This is a genomic window from Halomonas sp. NPDC076908 (assembly GCF_050269715.1).
Classification (GTDB): domain Bacteria; phylum Pseudomonadota; class Gammaproteobacteria; order Pseudomonadales; family Halomonadaceae; genus Vreelandella.
This window is the reverse complement of record NZ_JBNNIW010000024.1, coordinates 38,332-63,059: the sequence shown is the minus strand read 5'-3', so window position 1 is coordinate 63,059 and position 24,728 is coordinate 38,332. Positions and strand designations below refer to the sequence as shown.

At 53.0% G+C, this 24,728-nt stretch carries 24 protein-coding genes; 21 read left to right on the top strand and 3 right to left on the bottom strand.

Annotation, left to right across the window (positions count from 1 at the left end; all coding sequences use genetic code 11):
- The first annotated feature begins 269 nt into the window (after nt 1-269).
- From nrdH to ACQKE4_RS14145, 10 genes are all read left to right on the top strand, one after another.
- Nucleotides 270-491: a glutaredoxin-like protein NrdH gene (nrdH, locus tag ACQKE4_RS14190; RefSeq protein ID WP_290837265.1), complete on the top strand. Its 222-nt coding sequence runs from the start codon at nt 270-272 to the stop codon at nt 489-491.
- 36 nt (nt 492-527) lie between these two features.
- Nucleotides 528-935, top strand: coding sequence for a class Ib ribonucleoside-diphosphate reductase assembly flavoprotein NrdI (gene nrdI / locus ACQKE4_RS14185; RefSeq protein ID WP_427389060.1), 408 nt, complete (start codon nt 528-530; stop codon nt 933-935).
- Nucleotides 917-3,139: a class 1b ribonucleoside-diphosphate reductase subunit alpha gene (gene nrdE, locus ACQKE4_RS14180; protein WP_427389059.1), complete on the top strand. Its 2,223-nt coding sequence runs from the start codon at nt 917-919 to the stop codon at nt 3,137-3,139. Before nrdI ends, nrdE begins: the two co-directional genes overlap by 19 nt.
- A 113-nt stretch (nt 3,140-3,252) precedes the next feature.
- The gene (gene nrdF, locus ACQKE4_RS14175) at nt 3,253-4,242 is read left to right on the top strand and encodes a class 1b ribonucleoside-diphosphate reductase subunit beta (protein ID WP_427389062.1); all 990 of its coding nucleotides are present in this window, start codon (nt 3,253-3,255) and stop codon (nt 4,240-4,242) included.
- Nucleotides 4,243-4,495: 253 nt separating this feature from the next.
- On the top strand, nt 4,496-5,278 hold the full coding sequence (locus ACQKE4_RS14170) for a DUF3450 domain-containing protein (protein ID WP_427389058.1): 783 nt from the start codon (nt 4,496-4,498) through the stop codon (nt 5,276-5,278).
- A 65-nt stretch (nt 5,279-5,343) separates the two neighbouring features.
- A complete protein-coding gene (locus tag ACQKE4_RS14165; protein ID WP_427389061.1) occupies nt 5,344-6,642 on the top strand; it encodes a MotA/TolQ/ExbB proton channel family protein in 1,299 nt (432 codons plus the stop codon).
- 1 nt (nt 6,643) lies between these two features.
- A complete protein-coding gene (locus tag ACQKE4_RS14160) occupies nt 6,644-7,186 on the top strand; it encodes a MotA/TolQ/ExbB proton channel family protein (RefSeq protein WP_427389057.1) in 543 nt (180 codons plus the stop codon).
- On the top strand, nt 7,179-7,586 hold the full coding sequence (locus ACQKE4_RS14155) for an ExbD/TolR family protein (RefSeq protein WP_290837255.1): 408 nt from the start codon (nt 7,179-7,181) through the stop codon (nt 7,584-7,586). Before ACQKE4_RS14160 ends, ACQKE4_RS14155 begins: the two co-directional genes overlap by 8 nt.
- A complete protein-coding gene (locus ACQKE4_RS14150) occupies nt 7,583-8,362 on the top strand; it encodes a TonB family protein (RefSeq protein WP_427389056.1) in 780 nt (259 codons plus the stop codon). The genes ACQKE4_RS14155 and ACQKE4_RS14150 overlap by 4 nt, the downstream gene beginning before the upstream one ends.
- Before the next feature lie 4 nt (nt 8,363-8,366).
- Complete coding sequence (locus ACQKE4_RS14145) at nt 8,367-9,443, top strand: hypothetical protein (RefSeq protein ID WP_427389055.1); 1,077 nt, start codon at nt 8,367-8,369, stop codon at nt 9,441-9,443.
- A 36-nt stretch (nt 9,444-9,479) separates the two neighbouring features.
- On the opposite strand, the gene xthA is transcribed toward ACQKE4_RS14145, so the two are convergent.
- Nucleotides 9,480-10,307: an exodeoxyribonuclease III gene (gene xthA / locus ACQKE4_RS14140; protein ID WP_427389054.1), complete on the bottom strand. Its 828-nt coding sequence runs from the start codon at nt 10,305-10,307 to the stop codon at nt 9,480-9,482.
- A complete protein-coding gene (locus ACQKE4_RS14135; RefSeq protein WP_427389053.1) occupies nt 10,307-10,564 on the bottom strand; it encodes a hypothetical protein in 258 nt (85 codons plus the stop codon). Before ACQKE4_RS14135 ends, xthA begins: the two co-directional genes overlap by 1 nt.
- A 145-nt stretch (nt 10,565-10,709) precedes the next feature.
- On the opposite strand from ACQKE4_RS14135, the gene rhlB reads away from it, so the two are divergent.
- Nucleotides 10,710-11,984 (top strand): ATP-dependent RNA helicase RhlB, encoded by a 1,275-nt coding sequence (rhlB, locus tag ACQKE4_RS14130; protein ID WP_427389052.1) that lies wholly within the window; start codon nt 10,710-10,712, stop codon nt 11,982-11,984.
- A gap of 5 nt (nt 11,985-11,989) precedes the next feature.
- Nucleotides 11,990-14,119: an ATP-dependent DNA helicase DinG gene (gene dinG, locus ACQKE4_RS14125; RefSeq protein WP_427389051.1), complete on the top strand. Its 2,130-nt coding sequence runs from the start codon at nt 11,990-11,992 to the stop codon at nt 14,117-14,119.
- A gap of 31 nt (nt 14,120-14,150) precedes the next feature.
- On the opposite strand, the gene ACQKE4_RS14120 is transcribed toward dinG, so the two are convergent.
- On the bottom strand, nt 14,151-15,227 hold the full coding sequence (locus ACQKE4_RS14120; protein ID WP_427389050.1) for a 3-deoxy-7-phosphoheptulonate synthase: 1,077 nt from the start codon (nt 15,225-15,227) through the stop codon (nt 14,151-14,153).
- Nucleotides 15,228-15,647: 420 nt separating this feature from the next.
- Between ACQKE4_RS14120 and rpoE the strand changes: the two genes are divergently transcribed.
- The 9 genes from rpoE (at nt 15,648) to era (ending at nt 24,728) form a co-directional block, all read left to right on the top strand.
- Entirely contained in the window at nt 15,648-16,247 is a 600-nt protein-coding gene (gene rpoE / locus ACQKE4_RS14115) for an RNA polymerase sigma factor RpoE (RefSeq protein WP_427389049.1), read from the top strand.
- A gap of 264 nt (nt 16,248-16,511) precedes the next feature.
- Nucleotides 16,512-17,243 carry a sigma-E factor negative regulatory protein gene (locus tag ACQKE4_RS14110; protein ID WP_427389048.1) on the top strand — a complete coding sequence of 244 codons (732 nt, stop codon included), beginning with the start codon at nt 16,512-16,514 and terminating at the stop codon, nt 17,241-17,243.
- Nucleotides 17,244-17,297: 54 nt separating this feature from the next.
- On the top strand, nt 17,298-18,305 hold the full coding sequence (locus tag ACQKE4_RS14105) for a MucB/RseB C-terminal domain-containing protein (protein ID WP_427389047.1): 1,008 nt from the start codon (nt 17,298-17,300) through the stop codon (nt 18,303-18,305).
- Nucleotides 18,306-18,758 (top strand): SoxR reducing system RseC family protein, encoded by a 453-nt coding sequence (locus tag ACQKE4_RS14100; RefSeq protein WP_427389046.1) that lies wholly within the window; start codon nt 18,306-18,308, stop codon nt 18,756-18,758.
- Between the two features lie 66 nt (nt 18,759-18,824).
- Complete coding sequence (locus ACQKE4_RS14095; RefSeq protein ID WP_427389045.1) at nt 18,825-20,240, top strand: DegQ family serine endoprotease; 1,416 nt, start codon at nt 18,825-18,827, stop codon at nt 20,238-20,240.
- Nucleotides 20,241-20,435: 195 nt separating this feature from the next.
- Nucleotides 20,436-22,253 carry a translation elongation factor 4 gene (gene lepA, locus ACQKE4_RS14090; RefSeq protein ID WP_427389044.1) on the top strand — a complete coding sequence of 606 codons (1,818 nt, stop codon included), beginning with the start codon at nt 20,436-20,438 and terminating at the stop codon, nt 22,251-22,253.
- A gap of 15 nt (nt 22,254-22,268) precedes the next feature.
- On the top strand, nt 22,269-23,072 hold the full coding sequence (lepB, locus tag ACQKE4_RS14085) for a signal peptidase I (RefSeq protein WP_427389043.1): 804 nt from the start codon (nt 22,269-22,271) through the stop codon (nt 23,070-23,072).
- Nucleotides 23,073-23,139: 67 nt separating this feature from the next.
- Nucleotides 23,140-23,832, top strand: a complete 693-nt coding sequence (gene rnc / locus ACQKE4_RS14080; RefSeq protein ID WP_427389042.1) for a ribonuclease III — start codon at nt 23,140-23,142, stop codon at nt 23,830-23,832.
- A complete protein-coding gene (gene era, locus ACQKE4_RS14075) occupies nt 23,829-24,728 on the top strand; it encodes a GTPase Era (RefSeq protein ID WP_427389041.1) in 900 nt (299 codons plus the stop codon). The genes rnc and era overlap by 4 nt, the downstream gene beginning before the upstream one ends.

Genomic DNA, 24,728 nt, shown 5'->3' with positions numbered 1-24,728 from the left:
CATAACCTTAACTTCTCGAACCGCCCGGTGCGGACCCGCATGCCGGGTGGTGTGGCAGGGGACCGGTCAGCCATGCTGACCGCCCCTATGCCGATGTTCTATAGGTAAGCCCTGGGCATTAGTTGTCAATAACCTGTGGATGAAAAATACCACATATGCTTGAATTGATTTTCTGATGGTCTATATATAGTATGCGTTGTGTCTTCAAAAGGGGTGGGGCACTAGATATGCTCTACCCGAAAAATGCCGCTATGAAAAGGGGATCACCCATGGAAATTCAGATTTATAGCAAGCCTGCGTGTGTGCAATGTACTGCTACTTACCGCGCTTTAGACAAGCATGGTCTTGAATATACGGTTATCGATATTACCGCTGAGTCGGGTGCACAAGAAGAAGTCGAAGCGCTGGGTTATCGTCAGTTGCCCGTCGTTGTGGTGGGTGAGAATCACTGGTCAGGCTTCCGGCCAGACCGTATTCAAGCACTGGCCTAGGTCACTGCGATGCTGGCAAGTTGCCCAGAGACACCTATGGCCAGCAGTTTGGTTTACTTCTCTACTAAGTCAGGCAATACCCATCGTTTTGTAGAAAAGCTTGGCCTTGTCGCCAAGCGGCTGCCACTAGGCCGAGATGAACCTGTTTTACGTGTTACCCAGCCCTATATTTTAATTACCCCCACCTATGGTGGGGGAAGCGCGCAGGGAGCAGTGCCTAAGCAGGTGATTCATTTTCTAAACGACACGCATAACCGCAACCTCCTACGCGGGGTGATTGCAGCGGGAAATACTAATTTTGGTGATGCGTATGGTCTGGCTGGACGTATCATCGCGGAAAAGTGCAGCGTGCCGCTGCTGTATCGATTTGAACTGTTGGGCACTGATGAAGATGTCGCCAGGGTTCGCAAAGGAGTAGAAGAGTTTTGGAAACGACAAACTTAGCCCCAAAAGACTTAGCCCCAAAAGAGTCAGCCCCAAAAGAGTCAGCCTCTAAAAATGTTGAGGGAAAACGACCTGCGGCGACGTCTGAAGTGCGTACGTTGGATTACCATGCGCTTAACGCTATGCTCAATCTGTACGGCACCGACGGTGAGTTACAGCTCAACAAAGACCGTGAAGCGGCCCGTCAGTACTTTTTGCAACACGTTAATCAGAACACGGTGTTCTTCCACTCGCTGGAGGAAAAGCTCGATTACCTAGTGGAAGAGCAGTATTACGAAGCCGAAATGCTGGCTCAGTACAGCTTTGCCTTTATTAAGGCGCTGTTTGAACAAGCCTACGCATATAAATTTCGCTTCCCTAGTTTCCTGGGTGCCTTCAAGTACTACACCAGCTACACGCTGAAGACCTTTGATGGTAAGCGCTATTTAGAGCGCTATGAGGACCGTGTTTGCATGGTGGCACTGACCCTGGCGCGAGGCGAGGAAGCGTTGGCCAAGTCGTTAGTAGACGAGATCATCAGCGGGCGTTTCCAGCCAGCGACCCCCACCTTCTTGAACTGCGGTAAGCAGCAGCGTGGCGAGCTGGTGTCGTGCTTCTTGCTGCGTATTGAAGACAATATGGAGTCGATTGGTCGTTCGATTAACTCTGCTCTGCAGCTCTCAAAGCGTGGTGGCGGCGTTGCGTTTCTGCTCACCAATATTCGTGAGTCTGGCGCGCCCATCAAGCGTATTGAGAACCAGTCATCGGGCATTATCCCGATCATGAAACTGCTGGAAGATGCCTTCTCCTATGCCAACCAGCTAGGTGCGCGTCAGGGTGCCGGGGCGGTTTATCTAAATGCTCACCACCCCGATATCCTGCGCTTTTTGGATACCAAACGGGAAAACGCCGACGAGAAAGTGCGTATCAAAACGCTCTCGCTGGGCGTTACGATCCCGGATATTACCTTTGAATTAGCCAAGCGCAATGACGATATGTACCTGTTCTCACCTTACGACGTGGAGCGCGTTTACGGCGTCCCGTTTGGTGATATCAGCGTTACCGAGAAGTATCATGAAATGGTGGCGGATGCGCGTATTCGCAAGCACAAGATCAATGCGCGGGCATTTTTTCAGGTACTGGCTGAGCTACAGTTTGAGTCGGGCTATCCGTACATCATGTTTGAAGACACGGTCAATCGCGCCAATCCGATTGCCGGTCGTATTAATATGAGCAACCTCTGCTCGGAGATTCTGCAGGTCAACACGCCTACCGAGTACGACGACGACCTTGGCTATCGCCATATTGGTCAGGATATTTCGTGTAATTTAGGTTCGATGAATATTGCCAAGGTAATGGATTCGGGGGATATCGGTACCAGCGTCGAAATTGCTATCCGCGGCCTTACGGCGGTGTCGGAGATGAGCAATCTTCGTAGCGTACCCTCTATTGCCGAAGGCAATGCAAAGTCGCGGGCGATTGGCTTGGGGCAGATGAACCTGCACGGTTACCTGGCGCGTGAGCATATCTACTACGGCTCTGATGAAGGATTGGATTTTACCAATCTCTACTTCTACTGCGTTGCCTTCCATGCCATCCGTGCGTCTAACCGCTTGGCCATTGAGCATAACGATACGTTTGCAGATTTTGCCAACTCTACCTACGCCTCGGGTGAGTTTTTCACTAAATATATCGAACAGGCGTGGCTGCCGCGCACCGGCAAAGTACGTGAACTGTTTGAGCGCAGTGGCATTGCGCTGCCGACCCAAGATGATTGGCAAGAGCTAAAAGCCTCGGTTATGGCTCACGGTTTATACAACCGTAACCTGCAGGCCGTGCCGCCAACGGGCTCAATCTCCTATATTAACAACTCCACCTCCAGTATTCACCCGGTGGCGGCGAGAATCGAGATCCGTAAAGAGGGCAAGTTGGGGCGTGTTTATTACCCTGCACCGTTCCTCAATGAGGCGAACTTCGCTTACTTCCAGGACGCCTATGAAATTGGCCCTGAGAAAATTATTGATACCTACGCGGAAGCCTCGCAGCACGTTGACCAGGGCCTATCATTAACCCTGTTCTTCCCTGATACCGCCAGTACGCGGGATATCAACAAAGCGCAGATTTATGCTTGGCGGAAGGGGATCAAAACCCTTTACTACATCCGCCTACGTCAAAGCGCTTTAGAAGGTACCGAGGTAGAAGGTTGCGTCTCCTGCACTCTATAACCGTTAGGCGACTTAAGCACAGCGTCAGTTATTGAGCGCGACGCTTTATTAGGCCCGTTTTTTTGCCAGCCCGGGTTTTGTTACCCGGGCGTTGAGCGCACGTTTTTGAGCGAATTTTAAAGAGTAACGCTATGAACACCATGCAACGTTTATCGCGGGTTGATGCGATTAACTGGAACCGGCTTCAAGACGATAAAGACCTGGAAGTGTGGAACCGCTTAACCAGTAATTTTTGGCTGCCTGAAAAGGTGCCGCTCTCAAACGATATTCAGTCGTGGAATACCCTAACGGATAAAGAGAAGCAACTGACTATCCGTGTATTCACTGGTTTGACGCTGCTGGATACTATCCAGAGTAGCATTGGTGCGCCGGTGCTGATGGAAGATGCCCGTACACCCCATGAAGAAGCGGTATATACCAACATCGCTTTTATGGAGTCGGTGCACGCGCGCTCCTATAGCTCTATTTTCTCAACGCTGTGTGCCACGCGCGATGTCGATGATGCATTTCGCTGGAGTGAAGAGAACCCTACGCTGCAGGCAAAATCGCAGCTGATTTTAGAGCGCTACCGCTCCGATGACCCACTGATGCGCAAGGTCGCCAGCGTGTTCCTTGAGTCGTTTCTGTTCTACTCGGGCTTCTACTTACCAATGTATTGGTCAAGCCACGCCAAACTGACCAATACTGCCGACTTAATCCGGTTGATTATTCGCGACGAAGCGGTGCACGGTTACTATATAGGCTACAAATTCCAGCAGGCGCTGGCGGAAGCAACCCCGGCGCGTCAGCAGGAAGTTAAAGATTACGCCTATGAGCTACTGCTAGAGCTTTACGACAACGAAGTGCGCTATACAGAGTCGCTCTATGATGAGGTCGGCCTGAGTGAAGACGTTAAGAAATTCCTTCACTACAACGCCAATAAAGCGCTGATGAATCTCGGCTACGAGCCGCTGTTCCCCAGCAGCGTGACCGATGTAGACCCCACCATTATGGCAGCGCTGTCGCCTAACGCCGATGAGAACCACGACTTCTTCTCCGGCTCCGGCTCCTCCTACGTGATCGGCAAAGCCGTCGCCACGGAAGACGACGACTGGGCTTTCTAAAAAGAAGCTAATGCGGACTGGTACTTAAGCAACGCAGTGAGTCTGGTAGCGGTAATAAAAAGCGGGAGTTCAAAAGAGCTCCCGCTTTTTTGTGCTTATGACAAAGTGTTTCACAGATGTTAATGATAAATATTGTCATTTATTATATTAGTGGTAGGCTAGACGGTGCAAAAGATAAACGCAAATCGTTCGTATACCTAATTAGTTTTTAGCGGCAGTGCAACTGCCCGCTACTCAGTGACGGAGTGTTGACGTGCTGAACAGGCCTTTCTTTGCCTTGCGTGGATGGTGGCTAGCAGGAGTGCTGGCCAGTGGCACGCTATTGGCAAGTGACGAAGCAGTGGCTCAAGCGGCCGATAGTGTGGAAGCCCAGCAATCCCAGGCGGCACTTCAGGAGCAAATTGATGCTGCTGATGAGCAAACCCGTGAGCAGTTGGAGGAGTTGCGCCGCTTAGAGCGCGAAACCCGCCAGATGAATGCAGATAATGCTTCCTTGGCCGGGCGTTTAGCCGAAGAAGCCGAACGCCAGCAGCGTCTAGCCACTGCATTAGATACCCTTGAAGAGACGCGCGCAGCACTTCCCGAGATTGAGCAAAATATGGCTGAGCAGCTCACTCATTGGATAGAGGGTGATTTGCCATTTCTACGTGATGAGCGTTTAGCGCGTGTTCAACGCCAGCCAGACCAGCAAGGTGCCAATACCATTGAGCGTATTAATGGGCTGCTCGAAGCGTGGCGCGTTGAGCTCGATTACGGACGTGATATCGACAGCTGGCGTGGTCGTTTGCGCCAAGACGAGCGCACTCGTGAGGTGGACTTTCTGCGTATCGGGCGTATCGGATTTTATTACTTAGCGCCGGACGGTCGCGAGGGCGGCGTGTGGAATGCAGAAGCGGGCGCCTGGCAGCCGTTAGATGATAATTACCTGCGTGAAGTACGCAATGGTCTGCGCATGGCAGAAGATCAGCGTGCGCCAGACCTCTTAACCTTACCGCTCTCAATTAGTGTGAACGACCAGCAGGGAGAGCAACAGTGAGCCGTTATTGCCTACCTACTTATTGTCTCGTTATTCGCCGTCTTGGCTACACCTGCGCGCTACTGATGCTGATGGCGATCAGTGGCGTCTCCCTGGCACAAACCGATAGCGGTAATACGCTACGCGAAGCCCGTGAGGCTGCTGAGGCGCGCGATCAGCAGCGCCTGATGAGCTTTTTGGACGACCAGCAAGCGTTAGAAGCCGCGTTGGAGCAGGCGAGCAGCGAGCATGAAAGCGCTCAGCAGCAGTATGACGATCTACAGGCTCAGCAGGCAGAGCAAAGCCAGCTGGCGAGCGAGCTCTCTGAGCGCCAGGTAGAGCAGGGCGAAGCGCTGTCAGGCTTGCTGGCTAATCTTGCCCGGCACAGCTCAGAAATACGCAATGCATTAGGCGTCGATAGTCTGTTAACCCTGAATGAGGATGCGCTTCCTCCGCGTTTAGATGAAGTTGAAGTGCTTGAGCGCCATCAGTTAGAAACCATGGTTGATCGCCTGGCGGCCCTAACCGCCCGTACTGGGCGCGCACAACGCCTTGAGTTACCGGTCGCGGATGCCAACGGCGATGTTGTTCCTCGCGAGCTGATCCAGCTTGGGGATTTTGCTGCTTTTACCGACAGTGAGTTGCTTCAGCGTAACGAAAACGATGGCAGCTTGGCAGTGATGCCGCGCACGCCGCAGGAAATTGGCGGTCTGATACCTGGCTACTATCAGGGCGAAAGCACTGTGTTTGCCGTCGACCCCACTCAAGGCAGCGTGCTACAGGCGTTGACCCAGCGCCCTAGTTTATGGGAGCGCTTCCAGCAAGGTGGCTATGTAGGTTATGTCGTTGTGGCGTTGGGTATTTTAGGCTTGATCGTAGGCGTGGGTCAGTATTTGTACCTCGTGCTGGTCAGCGTGCGTGTTCGCCGCCAGCGCCAATCCCTTGATCAGTTGCAATCCAATAATCCGCTGGGCCGTGTGTTACTCCGTTTTGAAGGCATGGATAAACATCAAACGCCGGAGGCCTTGGAAGCGCGGCTGGATGAAGCAGTATTGGCCGAGCTGCCACGGTTAGAGCGCAGTCAGCCGATAGTTAAATTGCTGGCGGCTATCGCGCCGCTGCTCGGATTGCTGGGCACAGTGACCGGCATGATCGTGACCTTCCAGGCCATTACCGTGTTTGGCACCGGTGACCCACAGTTAATGGCCGGCGGTATTAGTCAGGCGCTGGTCACCACCGTATTGGGTTTGATTACCGCCGTGCCGCTGCTTTTTGTACAAACAGCGCTATCGGGTCGCAGCCGTTACTTAACCCACGTAATTGAAGGGCAGGCGAGCGCCACCTTGGCGGATCATCTGGAATCTCACACACCTGTGGTGAATTAACATGCCCACTCTTCCTCTTTGGCTTGAGCCGGTTGAGCGTTTAGTGGAGGCGGGTGGCGCCGTACTGGTCGTGCTGGCAGTGGTGGCCGTGCTGGTATTTGCCATGGCTATGGAGCGTTGGTGGTATTACCGGGTTACCTGGCGCATCGCGCGTCGCCAGCTATTGCGCCGCTGGGCGGCGCGCAGCGACCACCGCAGTTGGAGTGCGCGCACGTTGCGTCATGTTTGGGCCGAGGCACTGGTAGCCAAGCTGCATAAGCCGTTGCCGTGGCTAAAACTTCTGGTAGCCCTGTGTCCGTTACTGGGCTTGCTAGGCACGGTAACCGGCATGATTAGTGTATTCGACAGCCTTTCGCTGAGTGAGACTCATCAGGCGCGTGCCATGGCTGACGGTGTCGCCCGGGCAACACTGCCGACCTTGACCGGTATGGCCATCGCCGTTGTAGGGCTTTTATTTATTAGTCGTTTAGAGCACGTCATTCGTCGTGAAGACCAGCGACTGCATGATCGCTTGGCGCGGGCAGTGGAGGAGAGTGATGCGTAGACGCCGTTCTATAGATGCCACGGCTGAGAGCAATGAAGTGAACCTGACTCCCATGCTCGACGTCGTATTTATCATGCTAATTTTCTTTATCGTGACCACCAGCTTTGTCAAAGAGAGCGGTGTAGAGATTAATCGTCCTGAATCCAGCGCGGCTACCCCGCGTCCGGATGCCCAGGTGCTTGTGGCGGTTTCTCCGGAAGGCGCGGTATGGGTAGATGGCAGCCCAGTCGATATACACCGGGTTGGCCAACAGGTGGCTGAGATGCTAAGTGAAGATGGCTCAGTCGTTATTCAAGCGGATCGTGAGTCGACCACCGGGCTATTGATCGAGGTAATGGATCGCTTGCGTGAGGCGGGCGTCGATCAAATTGCGGTGGCGGCGAGTCGGAGTGGTTCATGATGCGTCACCTGCTTTCGTTACTGGGAGGTGTGGTGTTCGCGGTAGGTTTATTCTGGCTGCTAGCACAGCTGGTGACGCCACCAGAACAGCAGCCTGAAGAGCTGACCATGAGTATGGCCATGACCATGGTGGAAGCGCCCGAGGTGGCCCCAGAGCAAGAAGCGCCTGCGCCACAGCCCGTTCAGAGTGCTCCCCAGCAAGCGCCACCACCCATGCCAACGCCTGAGCCGCCACCGGTGGCCGATAGTGCGATTAGCATGCCGGAAGTCGAGCTTCCTGATGAGCCCGTTGAGCCCATTGCAATGGATAGTGAATTGCCTGAGCTAACGGAGGTGACGCCGGAGCCTCAGCCCCAGCCTGCAACAGAGCCAGAACCAACGCCATCGCCCGAGCCACCTCCTGAAGCGCCACCTGCGCCTACCCAGAGTGCTTCATCGACGGCTTCGGATGCAGCGCCTGCTGAGCGCGAAGCGGCTCCGCAAGCCCAGCCCGCACCGTCGAATGAGCCGGTTAGCGTAGGTCAAGCCACACCGACCAGCCGGGTTAATCCAAGCTACCCCACCCGGGCACAGCGGCGGGGCATGGAAGGCTTTGTAGAAGTGGCATTTATGATTCGTCGCGATGGCAGTGTGGATGCCTCGTCTATAAGGGTAACCAATGCACAGCCCCGCCGGGTGTTTGAAGAGGCTGCCCAGGAGGCGATTGCCCAGTGGCAGTTTGAGCCCAGCGATCAGTTGCGCAATGCCACTCAGCGAATCGAGTTTCAGTTGAGGTAGCGTTATGAAGCAGTTTTTATGTGTGCTTTTGCTGGGTGCCTGGTCAGCGTCCGCCCTTGCAAGTCCTGCCTTGCGCGGGGATGTGATTGCCGACCTCAACGCGCTGCAGGCCCAGTTGCAAGAGGGTGCGTTATCCAACGTTGTCGAGCGGGCAACCGCTCAAGCCGAGCGCTTGTCGGCTGGCAACCAAGCTGATCGCTGGGCCAGCGCGCTTTACCAGCAGCTCGCAGCAGGCGCGTTAGCCCGTCAAGAGCAGCCCGGCCCGGCGGCAGACCGTTTGGCAACTGCCCGTCAGTTGGAAGGTATAGATAGTGCTCAGGCGGCACGCTGGCTTCGTGAAGAGGCGTCGTTGCGCCGTGCCGCCGGTCAGCGTGATCAGGCCATTGAGTTGCTCAGTGAGTGGTTAGCCAGCCATCAAGATATCGATGCCACTTGGCAGTTAACCCGCCTGCTGGCGCAGCAAGAGCGCTGGGAGGAGGCCGCGAACTGGCTTGATCAAGCGCTTGAGCAGGCATCTGATCTCAACCAGCAGCCTGATGAAAATCAACAAGCCCTAATGCTGGCGGTCTATCGTAATGCCGGTCAAAGCGATCAGGCATTGAGCTATTTGCTGGAAGGTTTGAATGCCGAAAGCGATGCTATCCAATGGCGTCAAGCGGCTGGGCTTGCCCAGCAGGCAGGACAAGCCGGTGTTGCTGCTGGCCTATGGGAGATGGCGTGGCAGTTAGGCAAATTAACGCAATCGGAAGACCGCTGGCTGTTAATTCAGCTACATCTTGCGGGCGGTACCCCCGCGCGGGCAGCAGAGCATTTAGAGCAGGCACTGGGTGAGGGCAATATTGTCCGCGATGAAACCAATCTGCGCCTGCTTGCCAACGCCTGGCGGCAGGCCAAAGACGTTGAGAGAGCGCTCAATGCTTGGCAAGCCTTGGCGCTGCAGACTCAATCAGCTGCTGATTGGCGCGCCTATGGCCAGCTCGCTTATGCCTGGGGTAAGGATGACCAAGCCCAACAAGCCTTTGCCCAAGCCTCAGCGTTGGGCGATGAAGAAGCGTCTCAGTGGCTTGCCAGCTTTAACTAGAAAACCTCTGATGATAATGGTTAGGATTTAAGCGAGCTAAGTTTTAAGCGAAATAGCAAAGTCGCTCCAGGTAGGTGCGTGATCAGAAGGGCGTTCCATGGCGCGAAGGTCGTAGTCGATGCCCGCGTCAGTAACTTTTTCACCTAACGCCTGGGTGACCAGAATATAATCAATGCGCAGACCGCGCTTAGGCTCCTGATCAAAGCCTTTGGAGCGATAGTCAAACCAACTGAAGCGGTCATTGGTTTGTGGGTAGCAGAGGCGATAGCTATCACTAAGCCCCCAGGCTTTAATCCCTTCGAGCCATTCGCGTTCAATAGGCTGAAAGCTGGCTTTACCTTCGCGCAGCCAGCGCTTGCGGTTGGCTTCGCCGATGCCGATATCCTGATCTTCAGGGGAGATATTAAAATCACCCATCACTGCCAGCCGCTCGTCAGGGCGATGCTGATCGTTTAGCAGTCGCGCTAGCTGGCCGTAAAAGCGCTCTTTATGGGGAAATTTAGTTGGGTGGGTAACGTTTTCACCCTGAGGAAAATAACCGTTCCATACCGTGACAGGCTCGCCATCGTCGGCCAGCAGGCGAACGCCGATCATGCGACGCTGGGCGTCTTCATCATCATCGGGGAAGCCGTAAAATACGTCTTGAGGTGCTTGGCGGCACATTAATGCAACGCCATAATGGCCTTTTTGGCCATGATAAAAGACGTGATAGCCCATTGCCTCAACGTCGGCTAATGGAAACTCACTATTTTGCACCTTGGTTTCTTGCAGCCCAATCACATCTGGCTGCTGAGTATCGATCAGCGCCTGTAACTGAGGAAGGCGTGCTCGGATGCCATTAATGTTGAACGAAACCAAACGCATTACGCATCATCCCCCTGAGGTTTGTTAGCGCCGCTGTCAGCTTTATCAGGGTGAATAGCAATCTCCTGTCCAGCCTGTTGGCGAGCAAGTTTTCTGACGGCCTGGAGCTTGCGCTGTTGCTGTTTTTTAGCCACAAAACGGCGCGAAGGGGCGACTTGATCGGGGTTGTCGTGGCGCCACTTTTTATAATCTTTACGCCGACCGGTACGAATAGTCACCTTGTCGGCCAGTGAACGTGTTTTTTTCTTACGCGTCATGTCGCGCTCCTAACGTCGATTTGAGCGCTATTCTAACAGGCCTTGGGGCTCCTTCGACAGCAGGACGCGCTCTTATCGCCAAGCCCTGGTACAATGCGCACGTCAAGATGCCTAACCTCCACAGCAATGGACAGATAGACAGCCTATGAGCGAGTCGGAACAGACCACAGCACCGGCCCAGAACCGCAAGCCTAAGCGCCGCCGTCGGAAACCGCGTCGTCGCCAGTCGAACTGGGATCTTCGTCAGTTTCAGGTGCCCGCCGTGGCCGGCAAATGGCGCTTTCATGACTTTGATCTGCCGCTGCCATTAATGCGCGCTATTCATGCCCAAGGGTTTGAGTACTGCACACCTATTCAAGCTGAGGCCCTGCGCCAAACGCTTCTAGGTGGTGACATTGTCGGCAAAGCGCAAACGGGAACCGGTAAGACCGCGGCCTTTTTGATCTCTGTGATGGCCTACTTCCTCGAAGAGCCAACACCTGAGGGTCAAAAACCAGGTGCACCGCGCGCGCTGATTATTGCGCCTACCCGCGAGCTGGCACTGCAAATCGAAAAAGATGCTAAAGCGTTATCACGCTTCACCCAGCTTAATGTTGCTAGTGTCGTCGGCGGCATGGACTATCAAAAGCAGCGTGAAAGCCTGAGTAGTAAGATCGATATTCTGGTAGCAACGCCAGGGCGTCTGTTGGATTTCCATCAGAAACGCGATATTGACCTTAATGAAGTCGAAGTATTGGTACTGGATGAAGCAGATCGTATGTTGTCGATGGGCTTTATTCCTGATGTGAAGCGGATTATTCGCTACACGCCGAAAAAAGAAGAGCGCCAGACTTTTCTCTTCTCGGCCACCTTTACTGACGATATTTTGAATCTTGCAAGCCAGTGGACATTGAATCCTGCCCACGTTGAGATCGAAGTCACCGTTGAAAATCAGGCGGACATTGATCAGCGCGTGTATATGGTCTCCGATGATGACAAGCAGCGTTTGCTGGTGAATTTGCTCCAGCAGGAAAGCTTTGAGCGTGTCATGGTCTTCGGTAACCGTCGTGATTTAGTGCGCAAGCTGGATGATTTATTAAAAAAAGCAGGCGTAAGCGTTGCCATGCTTTCCGGCGATGTGCCTCAGGGGCAGCGTATCAAAACCCTGGAGAGCTTCCGCGAAGGTGAAATTCAGGTGCTGGTCGCAACCGACGTTGCTGGCCGTGGGATCCATATTGAAGACGTAAGCCACGTCATTAATTACACCCTGCCTGAAGACCCGGAAGATTATGTACACCGTATTGGCCGTACTGGCCGTGCCGGTGCCAAGGGTGTGTCGATTAGCTTCGTCGGCGAAGAGGATGCTTTCTCGTTGCCGGAAATCGAACGCTATATCAATGACAAGCTACCCTGCGTGCATCCGCCGGAAGGTATGCTCTAAGCGGTATGCTTGATACAGCCCTCAAAAGCGAAATTCAAGACGCTTACCGTCGCGTGGTGGAGAACCTTGAGCTAACCCCACGCTACGGCCAGCGCATGATGATCGCTGAAATTGCCCGCACCCTCGGTAATATTGAGAGCGACAGCGAGGGCAAGCGGACTAGCGATACCCATGTCTGCGTGCTGGAAGCAGGCACCGGTACCGGCAAAACCCTGGCCTATCTGATTGCTGCCTTGCCAATCGCTAAAGCGCGTGGCAAGCGGCTAATTATTTCAACAGCCACGGTCGCTCTCCAAGAGCAGGTGCTTAATCAGGACTTACCCTCACTCGCCAGCCACAGTGGCATCGCCTTTCGCTATGCATTAGCCAAAGGGCGCGGTCGCTATGTATGCGTGGCGCGGCTGGATCAGGCGCTCGAAGGCACTGAGCCTAACCCAACGCTGTCGCTGTTCGAACAGTCGCTGCAAACGCAAAGTAGTGACTTCACCGTGATTGCCAGCGATATGGCGCAAGCTTATGGCCAAGGCGAGTGGGAAGGTGACCGTGATAATTGGCCCGAGGCAATAGAAGACGCCCACTGGCGACGGCTGACGGTGGATCATCGCCAATGTACTGGCAGGCGCTGCGGCCACTTCGGTGCCTGCGCGTTCTTTCGTTCCAGACGCGAGCTTGAAAATGCTGACGTCATCGTTGCCAATCACGATCTAGTGCTGGCCGACTTGGCCTTGGGTGGTGGCGCTATTTTGCCTGATCCCGCTGACTGCATCTTTGTATTTGATGAAGGTCATCACCTGCCAGAGAAGGCGCTTTCCCACTTTGCTCACCGCTTTGCGGTGCATGGCTGCTTGCGCTGGCTTAAAACGCTAAAAAGCAGTTTGACCGATCTTCATCAGGCGTTGGCCATTCAGCCTACAGTGGCTCGCTTATTGGTTAGCTTGCCAGAGCTTATTCATAACCTTGAGCCTGCTCTGGGCGATGTGTTTAGCATGGGGTATCAACTGGCCGGGCGGCCAAACGGTTTGGCCGACGAAGAGGCTACCCATCAATCGCGTTTTGAGAAAGGCCAGGTGCCCGATGCCCTGCGTGAGCAAGCGCAGCAGCTATTGGTGATGTTTGCTTCGCTGTCGCGCTGCTTGGAAAGCATTAGCGATATTCTGCGTGAAAGCCTGGATCCTGATAAGCAGACCGGCCTTGACCGTGAGCAGGCAGAGGCTTGGTTGCCCTTGGTGGCGCTGCTTCATGGGCGTTCTTTAGAAGCGCATGCACTTTGGCAAGCATTTAGTGAGCAGGATGTTGCCAATGAGGCACCCAGCGCTCGCTGGATTACGCTGAGTCGTGTTGCAGGTGAGCCGGAGGTGGAGTTCTCTGCCAGTCCCGTTTCTGCTGCACATACCCTGGCCAAGCATTTATGGGGGCGCTGTCATGGAGCAGTGGTTACCTCGGCGACATTGACCGCACTTGGGCGCTTTGAGCGTCTGCAGGAGCGGGCAGGGCTTGCCAATCGCTATCGCTATCAGGCGCTGCCAAGCCCCTTCGATTATGCAAATGCCGTGCTGCGTGTGCCTAAAGAAGCCACCGACCCTGGCGACAGGGAAGGCCACGAGCGAGCTATCGTCAGCTTTGTCTCGCAGTTGGAAGATAAGGAGGCGGTACTGGTGCTGTTCTCGTCCCGTGCTCAACTGCGAGCGGTAGACAAGGCCTTGCCTGCCAGTGTGAAAGGGCGCGTGCTCGCTCAGGACGCGCTGCCTAAGCGTGAGCTTATTGAACGTCACCGGGCGGCGGTTGATCGTAGCCAGGGTAGCATTATCTTTGGCTTGGCAAGCTTTGCCGAGGGGATTGATCTACCCGGTGATTACCTGACTCATGTGGTGATTACGCGGCTGCCGTTTGCGGTGCCCGATGATCCTGTTGGCGCCACATTGGCGGAATGGATAGAGAGTCAGGGGGGCAATGCGTTTATGCGCATTAGCGTGCCAGATGCGTCTATAAAGCTGGTTCAGGCCTGTGGACGTTTGATTCGTAAAGAGAGCGATCACGGTACTATCACGCTGCTGGATAAGCGTGTGATTACCCGTCGCTACGGGCAGGCGCTGCTGGATGCACTGCCACCTTTTCGGCGCGAGATCAGCCAGTAACTGAAAACCCCGCCGTGGCGGGGTTTGAAAGCTACTTAGTGATACGCTTAACCAGTGTGTCGGTAAGCTTTTCGTTCATGCGTTTGAATGCTTCTACCGTGGTATCCCAATCTATACAGGCGTCGGTGATGGAAACACCGTACTGTAGTTGGCTAAGATCCGAGGTCAGTTTTTGGTTGCCCCAACCAATGTTGGACTCGACCATTAAGCCGATAATGGAGGTGTTACCTTCCAGTATTTGGTTGGTAACGTTCTCCAATACCAGAGGTTGAAGAGCCGCATCTTTATTTGAGTTGGCATGGGAGCAGTCAATCATGATGTTGGGTGAAAGCTTGGCTTTGGCCAGTTCGCGCTCAGCAAGTGCAACGCTAACGCTATCGTAATTAGGTTTGCCATTGCCACCACGAAGGACCACGTGACCGTAAGCATTGCCGCGGGTGCGAATAATCGCGACCTGGCCTGCTTGGTTAATACCCAGGAAATTATGTGGACTGGCAACGGACTCTAATGCGTTAATCGCAACATCTAAGCTGCCATCGGTGCCGTTTTTGAAGCCGACAGGGCAGGATAGGCCTGATGCCATTTCGCGGTGCGTTTGCGACTCTGTAGTGCGTGCGCCAACTGCGGACCAGCTAATGCAATCTTGCAAGTACTGAGGAGAGATAGGATCCAGTGCCTCAGTGGCGAGCGGCAAGCCCATTTCGGCGAGATCGACTAGTAGCTTGCGAGCAATGTGCAACCCTTCGTCAATCTCAAAGGAGTCGTTGAGGTGAGGGTCATTGATTAGGCCTTTCCAGCCTACGGTTGTGCGCGGCTTTTCAAAATAGACGCGCATAACGATATATAGACTGTCGCTCACTTGATCGGCAAGCGTGCGTAGGCGGCGGGCATAATCCAGCGCTGCTTCAACGTCATGAATTGAGCATGGGCCAACCACTACGAGCAGTCTCGGGTCGGTGCCCTCCAGGATGTTTTGAATGGTTTGACGGCCTTCAATTACGCTACGTTCTGCTGCATCCGTTAGCGGTACGGCGTTTTTGAGAGCTTCCGGCGTGGTGAGAACGTCTTGAGCGAGGACGTTAAGATTATTAACCTGCTGTTCTGACATCTTGCTACCTGTGCTTGCGTAATGGCTGAAGAAGTGGGGGCGATTAAAGTGGCGACTACTATGGCTTGCCAGGGCAGTAAAAATCAATTGTTGTGGAACTATAGATGAATGAAAAGTGTCAGCCGCTGGGTTTGAGGAAAAAGAATGGCGATTGCTGCCATGTCTTGAAGCGATTCGTTGAACGCGTAACACTGACCCTTTGTTATTAAAAATACAGTACCTTTATAAAACGTAGCTTTGTGATAAATAGCTTTGTCATAGAATGCAGTAACTGGTTTGGGCGACACGTTCGCCTTTTTATATCACTCTATTGTTAATCAATGCCCAAGGGACGCTATGCTGCTCGCTGTGAACGCCCACTTGTTAGGGCTAATAGGAATGGGGCTCGGCGCACGCCGTACGAGCTGGAGGAGCGTGTGAATGGGCACTCGGGAAACAGACCAACAGCTTGTTGAACGGGCTCAAAAAGGCGATACGCGCGCTTTCGATCTGCTGGTAAAGAAGTACCAGCATAAAATTATTGGCCTTATTGGCCGCTATGTACATGACCACTCTGAGGTTCAGGATGTGGCACAGGAGGCATTTATCAAGGCGTACCGCGCGCTAGGCAAATTTCGTGCGGAGAGTGCCTTTTACACATGGATGTACCGTATTGCGATTAATACTGCCAAAAACTATTTAGTTTCACGAGGCAGACGTCCTCCCGGCAGTGATTTGGATATCGTCGATGCTGAAATTATCGACCAAAGTGGCCGGTTAGCTGACGCTGAGTCACCAGAAGCAGCGATTGCCAGAGACCAGCTAGAGGCCGCGGTGTATCAAGCAATCGAAAACCTACCCGATGATTTGCGCACGGCAATCACCCTGCGTGAATTGGATGGTTTAGCTTATGAAGACATTGCCCAGGTAATGCAGTGCCCGGTAGGCACTGTGCGGTCGCGAATATTCCGTGCTCGTGAGGCGGTGGACGAACATATTCGGCCGTTTGTGTCTACGGCACGGAACAGTCGTGATGAGTGATAGTCTTAGCAAGTAAGCGATATGATTGTACTGGTATGCCTTCGTCAGAAATTAAGGTTTTGCTTTTTTTAGTGAACTGTCTGGCGTACAGAGCGTCATAAAGCGTGACTATCCTAATTAATACGTTTGTTGTGTTGAGTAAGCCAAGCGTTGTTAATTTAGGATTGATAACAGGGTTTTGGCCTGTGAAGTCGTCGGTGTGGTAGTGCTCAAAGAGCGACTGTCGTTCCAGTACTTCTTTTAAACAGTGTGAGGGTGTGAAGTATGAGTCAAAACACACGGGAATCACTTTCGGTGTTAATGGATGGTGAAAGTGATGATCTTGAGCTGCGCCGAGTGTTGAAGGCACTGCCAAATGATGCTGACGCTGCAGACACCTGGCGGCGTTATCACCTTGCACGCAGCATGATGCAACGTGAACGGGGTGTTGATGTAAGTGTCGATCTTTCTGCTGGTATTATGGCCAAGTTGCGCGATGAGCCTGTGCCTTCGATGCACGACGACCATATTCAGGTGGCGACGCGTTCAGGAGGAATCTCATTCGCTCGTGGCGCGGGTGTTGCTGCTGCTGTGTCGCTGATGGTGATTACTGGCGTACAGTTTTTTGGCAACGACTCGACCGTTAGTCAAAGCGGTGGCGGAATTGCTACGACATCACCTGGTACTACTACCGCTGTGCAAGTACAGCCGGTGAATCTAGGGTCACAACCTGCCGTCGCCTCGCGTACTGAGATGCCGATGTTTGAGCCTACCCCATTTCGTCTTAGTGGGCAGTCAGCTCAAAGTGGTCTCATGAATGTTAGTGACGCTGGCTTCTCTGCACAGGCACCTCAGGGTGTTAGTGCCTCGCAAGGCACTAATATTGATGTAGACCAGATTCGTTTACTGCAATCCTACTTAGAGCAACATACGCAAAGTGCAGCTTACGGTAGTGGTGATAGTTGGATGCCGTTAATGCGATCTTCAGCGGTGACTGAACCTTTAGGTCAACGCTAAAATGTATACCACCTCTTGCGAATGTGTTCACTAGGTGAGTAGGGAATGCTCAAAATGGGAATGCTTAGAGTGATAGTTTCCTGGCGAGCTAAGCCCGTATGGGTGCTGGTAGTGGCGGTGGGGTTGTTTTCACCCCAAGTATATACGGAAGACTCAGAAAGCCATGTAGGCTATGAGTGTGCTGGGACACCCCAGGCAGATATGCCGGATAATGCGATACAGTGGCTTGAGCGCGGTTTGTGGGCTAGCCACTGTTATGCTTTTCAGGCAAGAGCTGTCGCGATTGATGCGGTGGATGTTCGGACATTAGCGCTTTCGCACCGAATTCAGGATGGCATACGCCAACAGGTAGTGCAGTATCTTGATGGCCCTTCTGTCAGTATCGAGAGACGTTCACCGGTAGGAAGGCTTGCCTGGACCGAAGAGAACAGTAATGGAGAGCTGCCTTCGCCCGCGAAATGGGCGGCGCATCTTGATCAGCTTTACACGATTGAGCTTGAAGAGAATGCCCGTGTAGCAGGCAGAGATGCTGTTAAACTCGATTTCGAACCTCTCGATGAGTGGCGTTTTGCCCATGAGTGGTGGATAGATCGCGATACTGGGCTGCTGCTCAAACAAGTACTCAATGATCGGCAGGGGCGGGTCATTGAAACCTTCCAAATTACTCAGTTACAGTCACCCGAAAGATATACGGGTAGTGTTCGCGTCGACGCCCCTCAGGTGGCTTTGAATACACCCTGGCACACGACGTGGTTGCCTGAAGGTTTTGTTGCCCAACCGATCACTTTTTCAGAGGGTGATGTCCATCAGCGTGTCTATAGCGACGGCCTAGCCACGGTGAGTGTTTTTGTAGAGCCTCTTTCTTCAGAAGATACTAACGATCTGCAAGAGGGTGTTCAGCAATTGGGTGTATCTGCCGTGGCTATTCAGCACTACACCACTGACGAGGGCCGCTGGCAGCTAGTTGCCATCGGTGAACTACCTGTCGCCACTCTTCAGCGTATTGTCAGCTTAATCACTTTCGATGAAGAGAGCTTGCAACGAGAACACTCGAGAAATTGAATGGTAACATCCAGTTCCTGCGCTTCACTGTTACGCACCGGTAATGTTGTGGACTATACCGCTCATGGTCCTGTCGTCGAGATATCTGCTCAAGAAAGCTGCGAGCAGTGCGCGCAAGGCCGCGGATGTGGTTTAGGGCTGCTGTCCCGGCGGCGCAGTCAGCGCGTTGCCATTACTGTGCCGAATAAGCATGCGAAAGTAGAGCAGCTTTACCCTATAGGAAGTCATGTCACGATTAGCCTGCCGCGTACCTCTATTACGCTGCTGGCTTTTTGTATTTACGCACTGCCACTTATTGCAGCATTACTCCTATCCGGTTTGGCTTCGTTATTGAATGGAGCTGTTTGGCTTGCTCCGTTGACCTTTTTTGTTACCTTGGTAAGTGGCGCTATCAGTGTTAAATATCTATTGCGTGGGCAAAGTGAACGCTTTCGCCCGTGTTTGGTCAGTTAGTTGGCCTGCACCTCACTATGAGTTGCGCCGCCTTTGATTACTATCACCTCAAGTAGGAGCGCTTGCATGAAACGCTTGGTTCTCCCATCCACTCTATGGGTCTGCGTTGTTGCGTTGCTAACCCTAGGACCAGTCGCTAACGCGCAGAACTTGCCTGACTTTACCGAGCTGGTTGAAGAGGCTGCCCCTGGGGTAGTGAATATTTCAACCAGTAGAATGGTTCAGCGCAGTAGTGCTCCTGGGTTCGGCGGACAGGAAATTCCTGAGATTTTCCGTCATTTTTTTGGAGAGGGCTTTGGTGATAGCTTCCCGTCACCACCCAGTAGTGGCCAAGGTCGTAGTGAAGAGCGTCAATCCTTAGGCTCTGGTTTCATCATTAGTGATGATGGCTACGTGATGACCAACGCGCACGTGGTTCAAGACGCAGATGAAATTCTCGTGCGACTTAACGACCGCCGTGAGATGAGTGCAGAGCTCATTGGCAGCGACGCACAAACCGATGTGGCGTTATTAAAAATTGATGCCAGTGACTTGCCAACGCTCACACTAGGCGATTCAGATGCGCTCAGAGTAGGAGAATGGGTCGCTGCTATAGGCTCACCTTTTGGTTTTGATCACTCCGTCACTGCGGGCATTGTAAGTGCGATTAATCGCACCTTGCCACGTGACGCGTACGTACCGTTTATTCAAACCGACGTGGCTATCAACCCCGGAAACTCCGGTGGCCCTCTGTTTAATTTAGACGGAGAAGTGGTTGGTATTAATTCGCAAATTTTCACCCGCAGCGGCGGTTTTATGGGGGTTTCGTTTGCCATTCCCATCAATGTAGCCATGGATGTAGCAGATCAACTGCGTGAAGATGGGCGGGTTAACCGCGGCTGGTTAGGCGTAATGATTCAGCCGGTGTCGCGGGATCTAGCAGAATCTTTCGGTATGGACGATGCAATTGGCGCGTTGATTGCTGATCTTGATCCAGAAGGCCCAGCGGCAAGGGGTGGTCTGCAAGCGGGTGACGTCATCCTTGAAGTGAATGGCGAGGAAGTTGAACGCTCAAGCAGCCTGCCGCGTTTGATTGGCCGTGGTGCTCCAGGCAGTGAAGTTGAGCTCACCTTAATGCGTGATGGTGAAGAGATTTCTGAGTCGGTGGAGCTGGGTAGCTGGCCAAATGCAGAAGGCGAGACCGAACAAACCACTAGCAATAATCAGGTGCGCCTTGGTTTGATGGTGGCAGAAATTGACGATGCCATGCGCGAGCAGCTCAATATCCAGGGCGGTGTTGAGGTTCGTCAGGTAGAGCCTGATAGCGTGGCAGCAACCGCCGGTATCCGCCCTGGCGATGTGCTGGTGAGTATTGATCATCGCAGCGTCTCTTCATCTGAGGAGCTGGTGCAGATTGTCGAAAGCCTACCCACTGATCGCGCTATTCCACTGCGTCTGTTCCGTGAGGGGCGCTCGTTGTTCGTGGCACTTCGTCTAGAATAATCATCTTTTTTCACCTCTAGTCCGGCGGTTCTCGCCGGACTGCTGTTCCTATCCTGCGCATATCGCTACAATAGCGGATATCTTTTTGTCGAAAATAGCCCCTTCAGTTCAAACGGCTGCTGTTTTCGAGCTTCGAATTCTCGAAGCGGTCTGCTTGTAAGGCCGCTTGCGTACCACTAAGGCAGAACAGACTCGATGTCCCAAGACGTTCCCAACGGAAAGCTTAAGCACATACGTAACTTCTCTATCATCGCGCACATCGACCACGGTAAATCGACGCTCTCAGATCGTCTGATCCAGACCTGCGAAGGGTTAACTGAACGTGAGTTAAAAGAGCAAGTACTCGATTCCATGGACATCGAGCGTGAACGTGGCATTACCATTAAAGCGCAGTCGGTCACGCTGGATTACACCGCTGCCGATGGTCAGGTTTATCAGCTTAACTTTATCGACACCCCAGGACATGTCGACTTCTCCTACGAAGTGTCGCGCTCTCTCTACGCCTGTGAAGGGGCGCTACTAGTAGTTGATGCGGCGCAGGGCGTGGAAGCGCAGTCCGTAGCCAACTGCTATACCGCTATCGAGCAGGGGCTAGAAGTTCTGCCGGTACTTAACAAAATCGATTTGCCCCAAGCGGATTGCGACAAGGTTGCCCAGGAAATCGAAGAGATTATTGGCCTTGACGCTACCGATGCTTGCCAAGTATCAGCCAAAAGCGGGCTTGGTATTGATGCGCTACTTGAGCGCTTAGTGCGAGATATCCCGCCCCCCAAAGGCGATCCAGATGCGCCTTTGCAGGCACTGATCATCGACTCTTGGTTTGATAACTACCTAGGTGTTGTCTCGCTGGTACGTTTATTTGATGGCACGCTGCGCAAAGGCGATAAAATCCGTATTAAGTCAACGGGTCGTGACTGGGGTACCACGGAAGTAGGTATTTTTACTCCAGCGCGTAAACAGACCGATATCCTGCGTGCTGGTGAAGTAGGCTTTATTGTCGCTGGTATCAAAGAGATTCACGGTGCGCCGGTGGGCGATACAATTACCCACACTAAAACACCCGATGTAGCACGTTTGCCAGGTTTCCAAAAAGTGAAACCGCAGGTATACGCGGGTATGTTCCCGGTGAGTGCGGATGATTACGAAGACTTTCGTGATGCGCTTGAAAAGCTTGCGCTTAATGATGCCTCGCTTGAGTATGTGCCAGAGAATTCTGACGCCCTGGGTTTTGGTTTTCGGGTCGGCTTTCTTGGCACACTACACATGGAGATTGTCCAGGAGCGGCTGGAGCGTGAGTACGATATTGACCTGCTCACCACCGCACCTACGGTTGTCTATGAGTTAGCAATGAAAAATGGCGACGTCAACTACGTCTCCAACCCATCCAAGCTGCCTGATATGGCTGATGTGGATGAAATGCGTGAGCCGATCGTTCGCGCTAGCATTCTGGTTCCTCAAGAGTATGTGGGTAACGTGATTGCTGAGTGTGAACAGCGCCGTGGAACCCAGCGGGATATGCAGTTTTTGGGTAACCAAATTCAGTTGGCCTACGAATTGCCCATGTCTGAAGTGGTCATGGATTTCTTTGATCGCCTTAAGTCTATCTCCAAGGGGTACGCTTCGCTTGAGTACAACTTCGAGCGCTTTGAGGTGGCCAAGTTGGTGCGTCTCGATGTGTTGATTAACGGTGACAAAGTGGACGCACTAGCGGTCATCATCCACCGCGATCACGCTCATAATCGTGGCCGGTTGTTAGTTGAGAAAATGAAAGAACTGATCCCACGTCAAATGTTTGACGTGGCAATTCAGGCCGCTATTGGTGGTCAAGTCGTTGCACGCTCAACCGTAAAGGCGCTGCGCAAAAACGTAACGGCCAAGTGCTATGGCGGCGACGTCAGCCGTAAGAAGAAGCTGCTCGAAAAACAGAAAGCGGGTAAGAAACGCATGAAACAAGTGGGGCGTGTGGAAATTCCCCAGGATGCCTTCCTTGCTGTGCTCAAGGTAAACGACTAGGAAAGAACACTACCCATGGATTTTTCATTACTACTGGTAATCGCCGTTGCGCTCTCGGGCGCTATTTATCTACTGGACGTGTTGCTATTAAAGCCTAAACGTCGCCAGCGTGTCGCAACGGCGGATGCCAATACCCAGGAAGGGTTAGATGAGCCGACCCGCGAAAAGCTACTAAAAGAGCCGTGGCCCGTTGATTACGCGCGCTCGTTTTTTCCGGTGCTTTTAGTGGTCTTGGTGGTGCGCAGTTTTATCATCGAGCCGTTTCAGATTCCCTCCGGCTCAATGCGTCCCACCCTGGAAGTAGGTGACTTTATTTTAGTTAATAAATTTGCCTATGGGTTGCGGCTACCAGTGGTGAATATCCGCTTTCTTGAAGTTGACGACCCTGAAAGGGGTGATGTCATGGTGTTCCGTTTCCCCGACGAGCCCTCAGTGAATTTCATCAAGCGCGTGGTAGGCATGCCGGGTGATCTTATTCGTTATGAGGGTAAGCAGCTTTATGTGAATGGTGAGCCGGTGGCCAAAGAGTTGATCGAAGAGGGACCCATGGGGTCGCCCGAGCAGCTATTATTAGAAGAGCGTCTGGGCGAATCACGCCACCTAATTTATAACAATCCCCGTGACCCTGGCCCGCAAATGCGTGAAGTAGAAGTCCCTGAAGGGCACTACTTCACTATGGGCGACAATCGTGATCACTCTAACGATAGCCGTTACTGGGGCTTTGTACCTGAAGAGAATATTGTGGGGCGTGCCTTCGCTGTATGGATGCATTGGGACGGTGGTCTGCCAAGCTTTACCAGCGTACGGCGTATTGAATGAAGCAAATGCTTAGAATGTGTTTAGTCAGTTATGTCACTTTAGTTAACGTCAATGACGTAGGAGAGCTGTGAGTAATTCCTTGATCGCTTTTTGCCGACGAATCGGCCATACCTTTGGCGACGAAACGCTAATGGAACTGGCCATGACCCACCGCAGCTTCGGTGGTCGTAACAATGAGCGCCTGGAGTTCCTAGGTGACTCCATTGTTAACTTTGTTATTGCTGAAGCGCTGTTTCAGCGCTTTCCCCAGGCACGAGAAGGTCAGCTTTCGCGCCTGCGTGCACGATTAGTGAAAGGCCAGACGTTGGCAGAGCTGGCCCGTGAAATGGAGTTTGGCGAATGTTTACGCCTTGGCTCTGGCGAGATGAAAAGCGGCGGGCATCGGCGCGAGTCTATCTTGGCGGATGCCGTTGAAGCTGTGATTGGGGCTATTTACCTAGATGCAGGTATGGATGTGGTACGCGACCGTGTACTGGATTGGTACGCAGAGCGGTTAGAAAATATCTCGTTACAAGATACTCAGAAAGATCCTAAAACGCGGCTGCAAGAGTTTCTGCAATCGCGACAAGCCGCGTTACCGCGTTATGAAGTTGTCTGCGTAAAGGGCGAGGCGCATGCCCAGACCTTTACCGTGGAGTGCTACATTGACCTGTTGACTGAGCATACCACTGGTAAAGGCCCTAGCCGCCGCCATGCTGAACAGCAAGCGGCAGAAGAAGCGCTGTCGTACCTCGAAAAAAGTCCTGGAGACAAATCATGAGCCAAACCTGCGGATTCGTTGCCATTGTAGGCCGACCCAACGTTGGCAAGTCCACCCTCATGAACCGCATTCTGGGGCAGAAAGTTTCGATTACCTCACGGCGCCCGCAGACCACGCGTCATCAGGTTATGGGTATCAAAACGGTTGAAGAGACCCAGTTCATCTATGTGGATACCCCGGGTATGCACATTATGACCAAAGATCGTAATAAGGCTATTAACCGCTTTATGAATCAGGCCGCCACTCAGGCGCTGCGTGATGTCGATTGTGTGGTGTTTATCATCGATCGTACTCGTTGGACAGAAGAGGATCAGGCCGTATTAAAGCGCCTGGAGCACGTTAAAGCCCCGGTCATTTTAGCGGTCAATAAAGTCGACCGCCTGGGTGAAAAAGGTGATCTGCTACCCTGGTTGGCGGAGGTCGGTGCTCGCCGCAATTTCGCCGCCATCGTGCCAATTTCAGCTAAACATGGCACTCAGGTAGATACCCTCGAAGAGGAAGTGGCCAAGCATCTTCCTGAAAGCGTTCATTTCTTCCCTGAAGACCAAATCACCGATAAAAGCTTACGCTTTATGGCCGCTGAAATGGTGCGTGAAAAAGTCATGCGTCAGTTGGGTGATGAGCTGCCTTATCAGATGACCGTGGAAATTGAAGAGTTTCGCGAAACCGAGCGTGTTACCCATATTAGCGCGTTGATTCTGGTTGAACGCCAGGGTCAAAAAGTCATTCTGATTGGCGAAAACGGTGACCGCATTAAAAGCATTGGTCGCGAAGCGCGCCTGGATATGGAGCGCGCACTGGGTACCAAAGTCATGCTCAACCTATGGGTGAAAGTGAAGCGTGGTTGGTCGGATGATGAACGTGCGTTGAAAAGCTTGGGCTACGACCTCGATTGA

Bases quoted from the DNA above. Each gene is read 5' to 3' on its own strand.
- ACQKE4_RS14105 (WP_427389047.1), top strand. From the start codon at position 17,298: ATGGGAATGCTTAGAGTGATAGTTTCCTGGCGAGCTAAGCCCGTATGG.
- ACQKE4_RS14150 (WP_427389056.1), top strand. From the start codon at position 7,583: ATGATGCGTCACCTGCTTTCGTTACTGGGAGGTGTGGTGTTCGCGGTA.
- lepB (WP_427389043.1), top strand. From the start codon at position 22,269: ATGGATTTTTCATTACTACTGGTAATCGCCGTTGCGCTCTCGGGCGCT.
- dinG (WP_427389051.1), top strand. From the start codon at position 11,990: ATGCTTGATACAGCCCTCAAAAGCGAAATTCAAGACGCTTACCGTCGC.
- ACQKE4_RS14120 (WP_427389050.1), bottom strand. From the start codon at position 15,227: ATGTCAGAACAGCAGGTTAATAATCTTAACGTCCTCGCTCAAGACGTT.
- ACQKE4_RS14165 (WP_427389061.1), top strand. From the start codon at position 5,344: ATGCTGATGGCGATCAGTGGCGTCTCCCTGGCACAAACCGATAGCGGT.
- ACQKE4_RS14160 (WP_427389057.1), top strand. From the start codon at position 6,644: ATGCCCACTCTTCCTCTTTGGCTTGAGCCGGTTGAGCGTTTAGTGGAG.
- nrdI (WP_427389060.1), top strand. From the start codon at position 528: ATGGCCAGCAGTTTGGTTTACTTCTCTACTAAGTCAGGCAATACCCAT.
- ACQKE4_RS14145 (WP_427389055.1), top strand. From the start codon at position 8,367: ATGAAGCAGTTTTTATGTGTGCTTTTGCTGGGTGCCTGGTCAGCGTCC.
- lepA (WP_427389044.1), top strand. From the start codon at position 20,436: ATGTCCCAAGACGTTCCCAACGGAAAGCTTAAGCACATACGTAACTTC.
- era (WP_427389041.1), top strand. From the start codon at position 23,829: ATGAGCCAAACCTGCGGATTCGTTGCCATTGTAGGCCGACCCAACGTT.
- ACQKE4_RS14100 (WP_427389046.1), top strand. From the start codon at position 18,306: ATGGTAACATCCAGTTCCTGCGCTTCACTGTTACGCACCGGTAATGTT.
- rhlB (WP_427389052.1), top strand. From the start codon at position 10,710: ATGAGCGAGTCGGAACAGACCACAGCACCGGCCCAGAACCGCAAGCCT.
- xthA (WP_427389054.1), bottom strand. From the start codon at position 10,307: ATGCGTTTGGTTTCGTTCAACATTAATGGCATCCGAGCACGCCTTCCT.
- nrdH (WP_290837265.1), top strand. From the start codon at position 270: ATGGAAATTCAGATTTATAGCAAGCCTGCGTGTGTGCAATGTACTGCT.
- ACQKE4_RS14110 (WP_427389048.1), top strand. From the start codon at position 16,512: ATGAGTCAAAACACACGGGAATCACTTTCGGTGTTAATGGATGGTGAA.
- ACQKE4_RS14155 (WP_290837255.1), top strand. From the start codon at position 7,179: ATGCGTAGACGCCGTTCTATAGATGCCACGGCTGAGAGCAATGAAGTG.
- ACQKE4_RS14135 (WP_427389053.1), bottom strand. From the start codon at position 10,564: ATGACGCGTAAGAAAAAAACACGTTCACTGGCCGACAAGGTGACTATT.
- ACQKE4_RS14095 (WP_427389045.1), top strand. From the start codon at position 18,825: ATGAAACGCTTGGTTCTCCCATCCACTCTATGGGTCTGCGTTGTTGCG.
- rpoE (WP_427389049.1), top strand. From the start codon at position 15,648: ATGGGCACTCGGGAAACAGACCAACAGCTTGTTGAACGGGCTCAAAAA.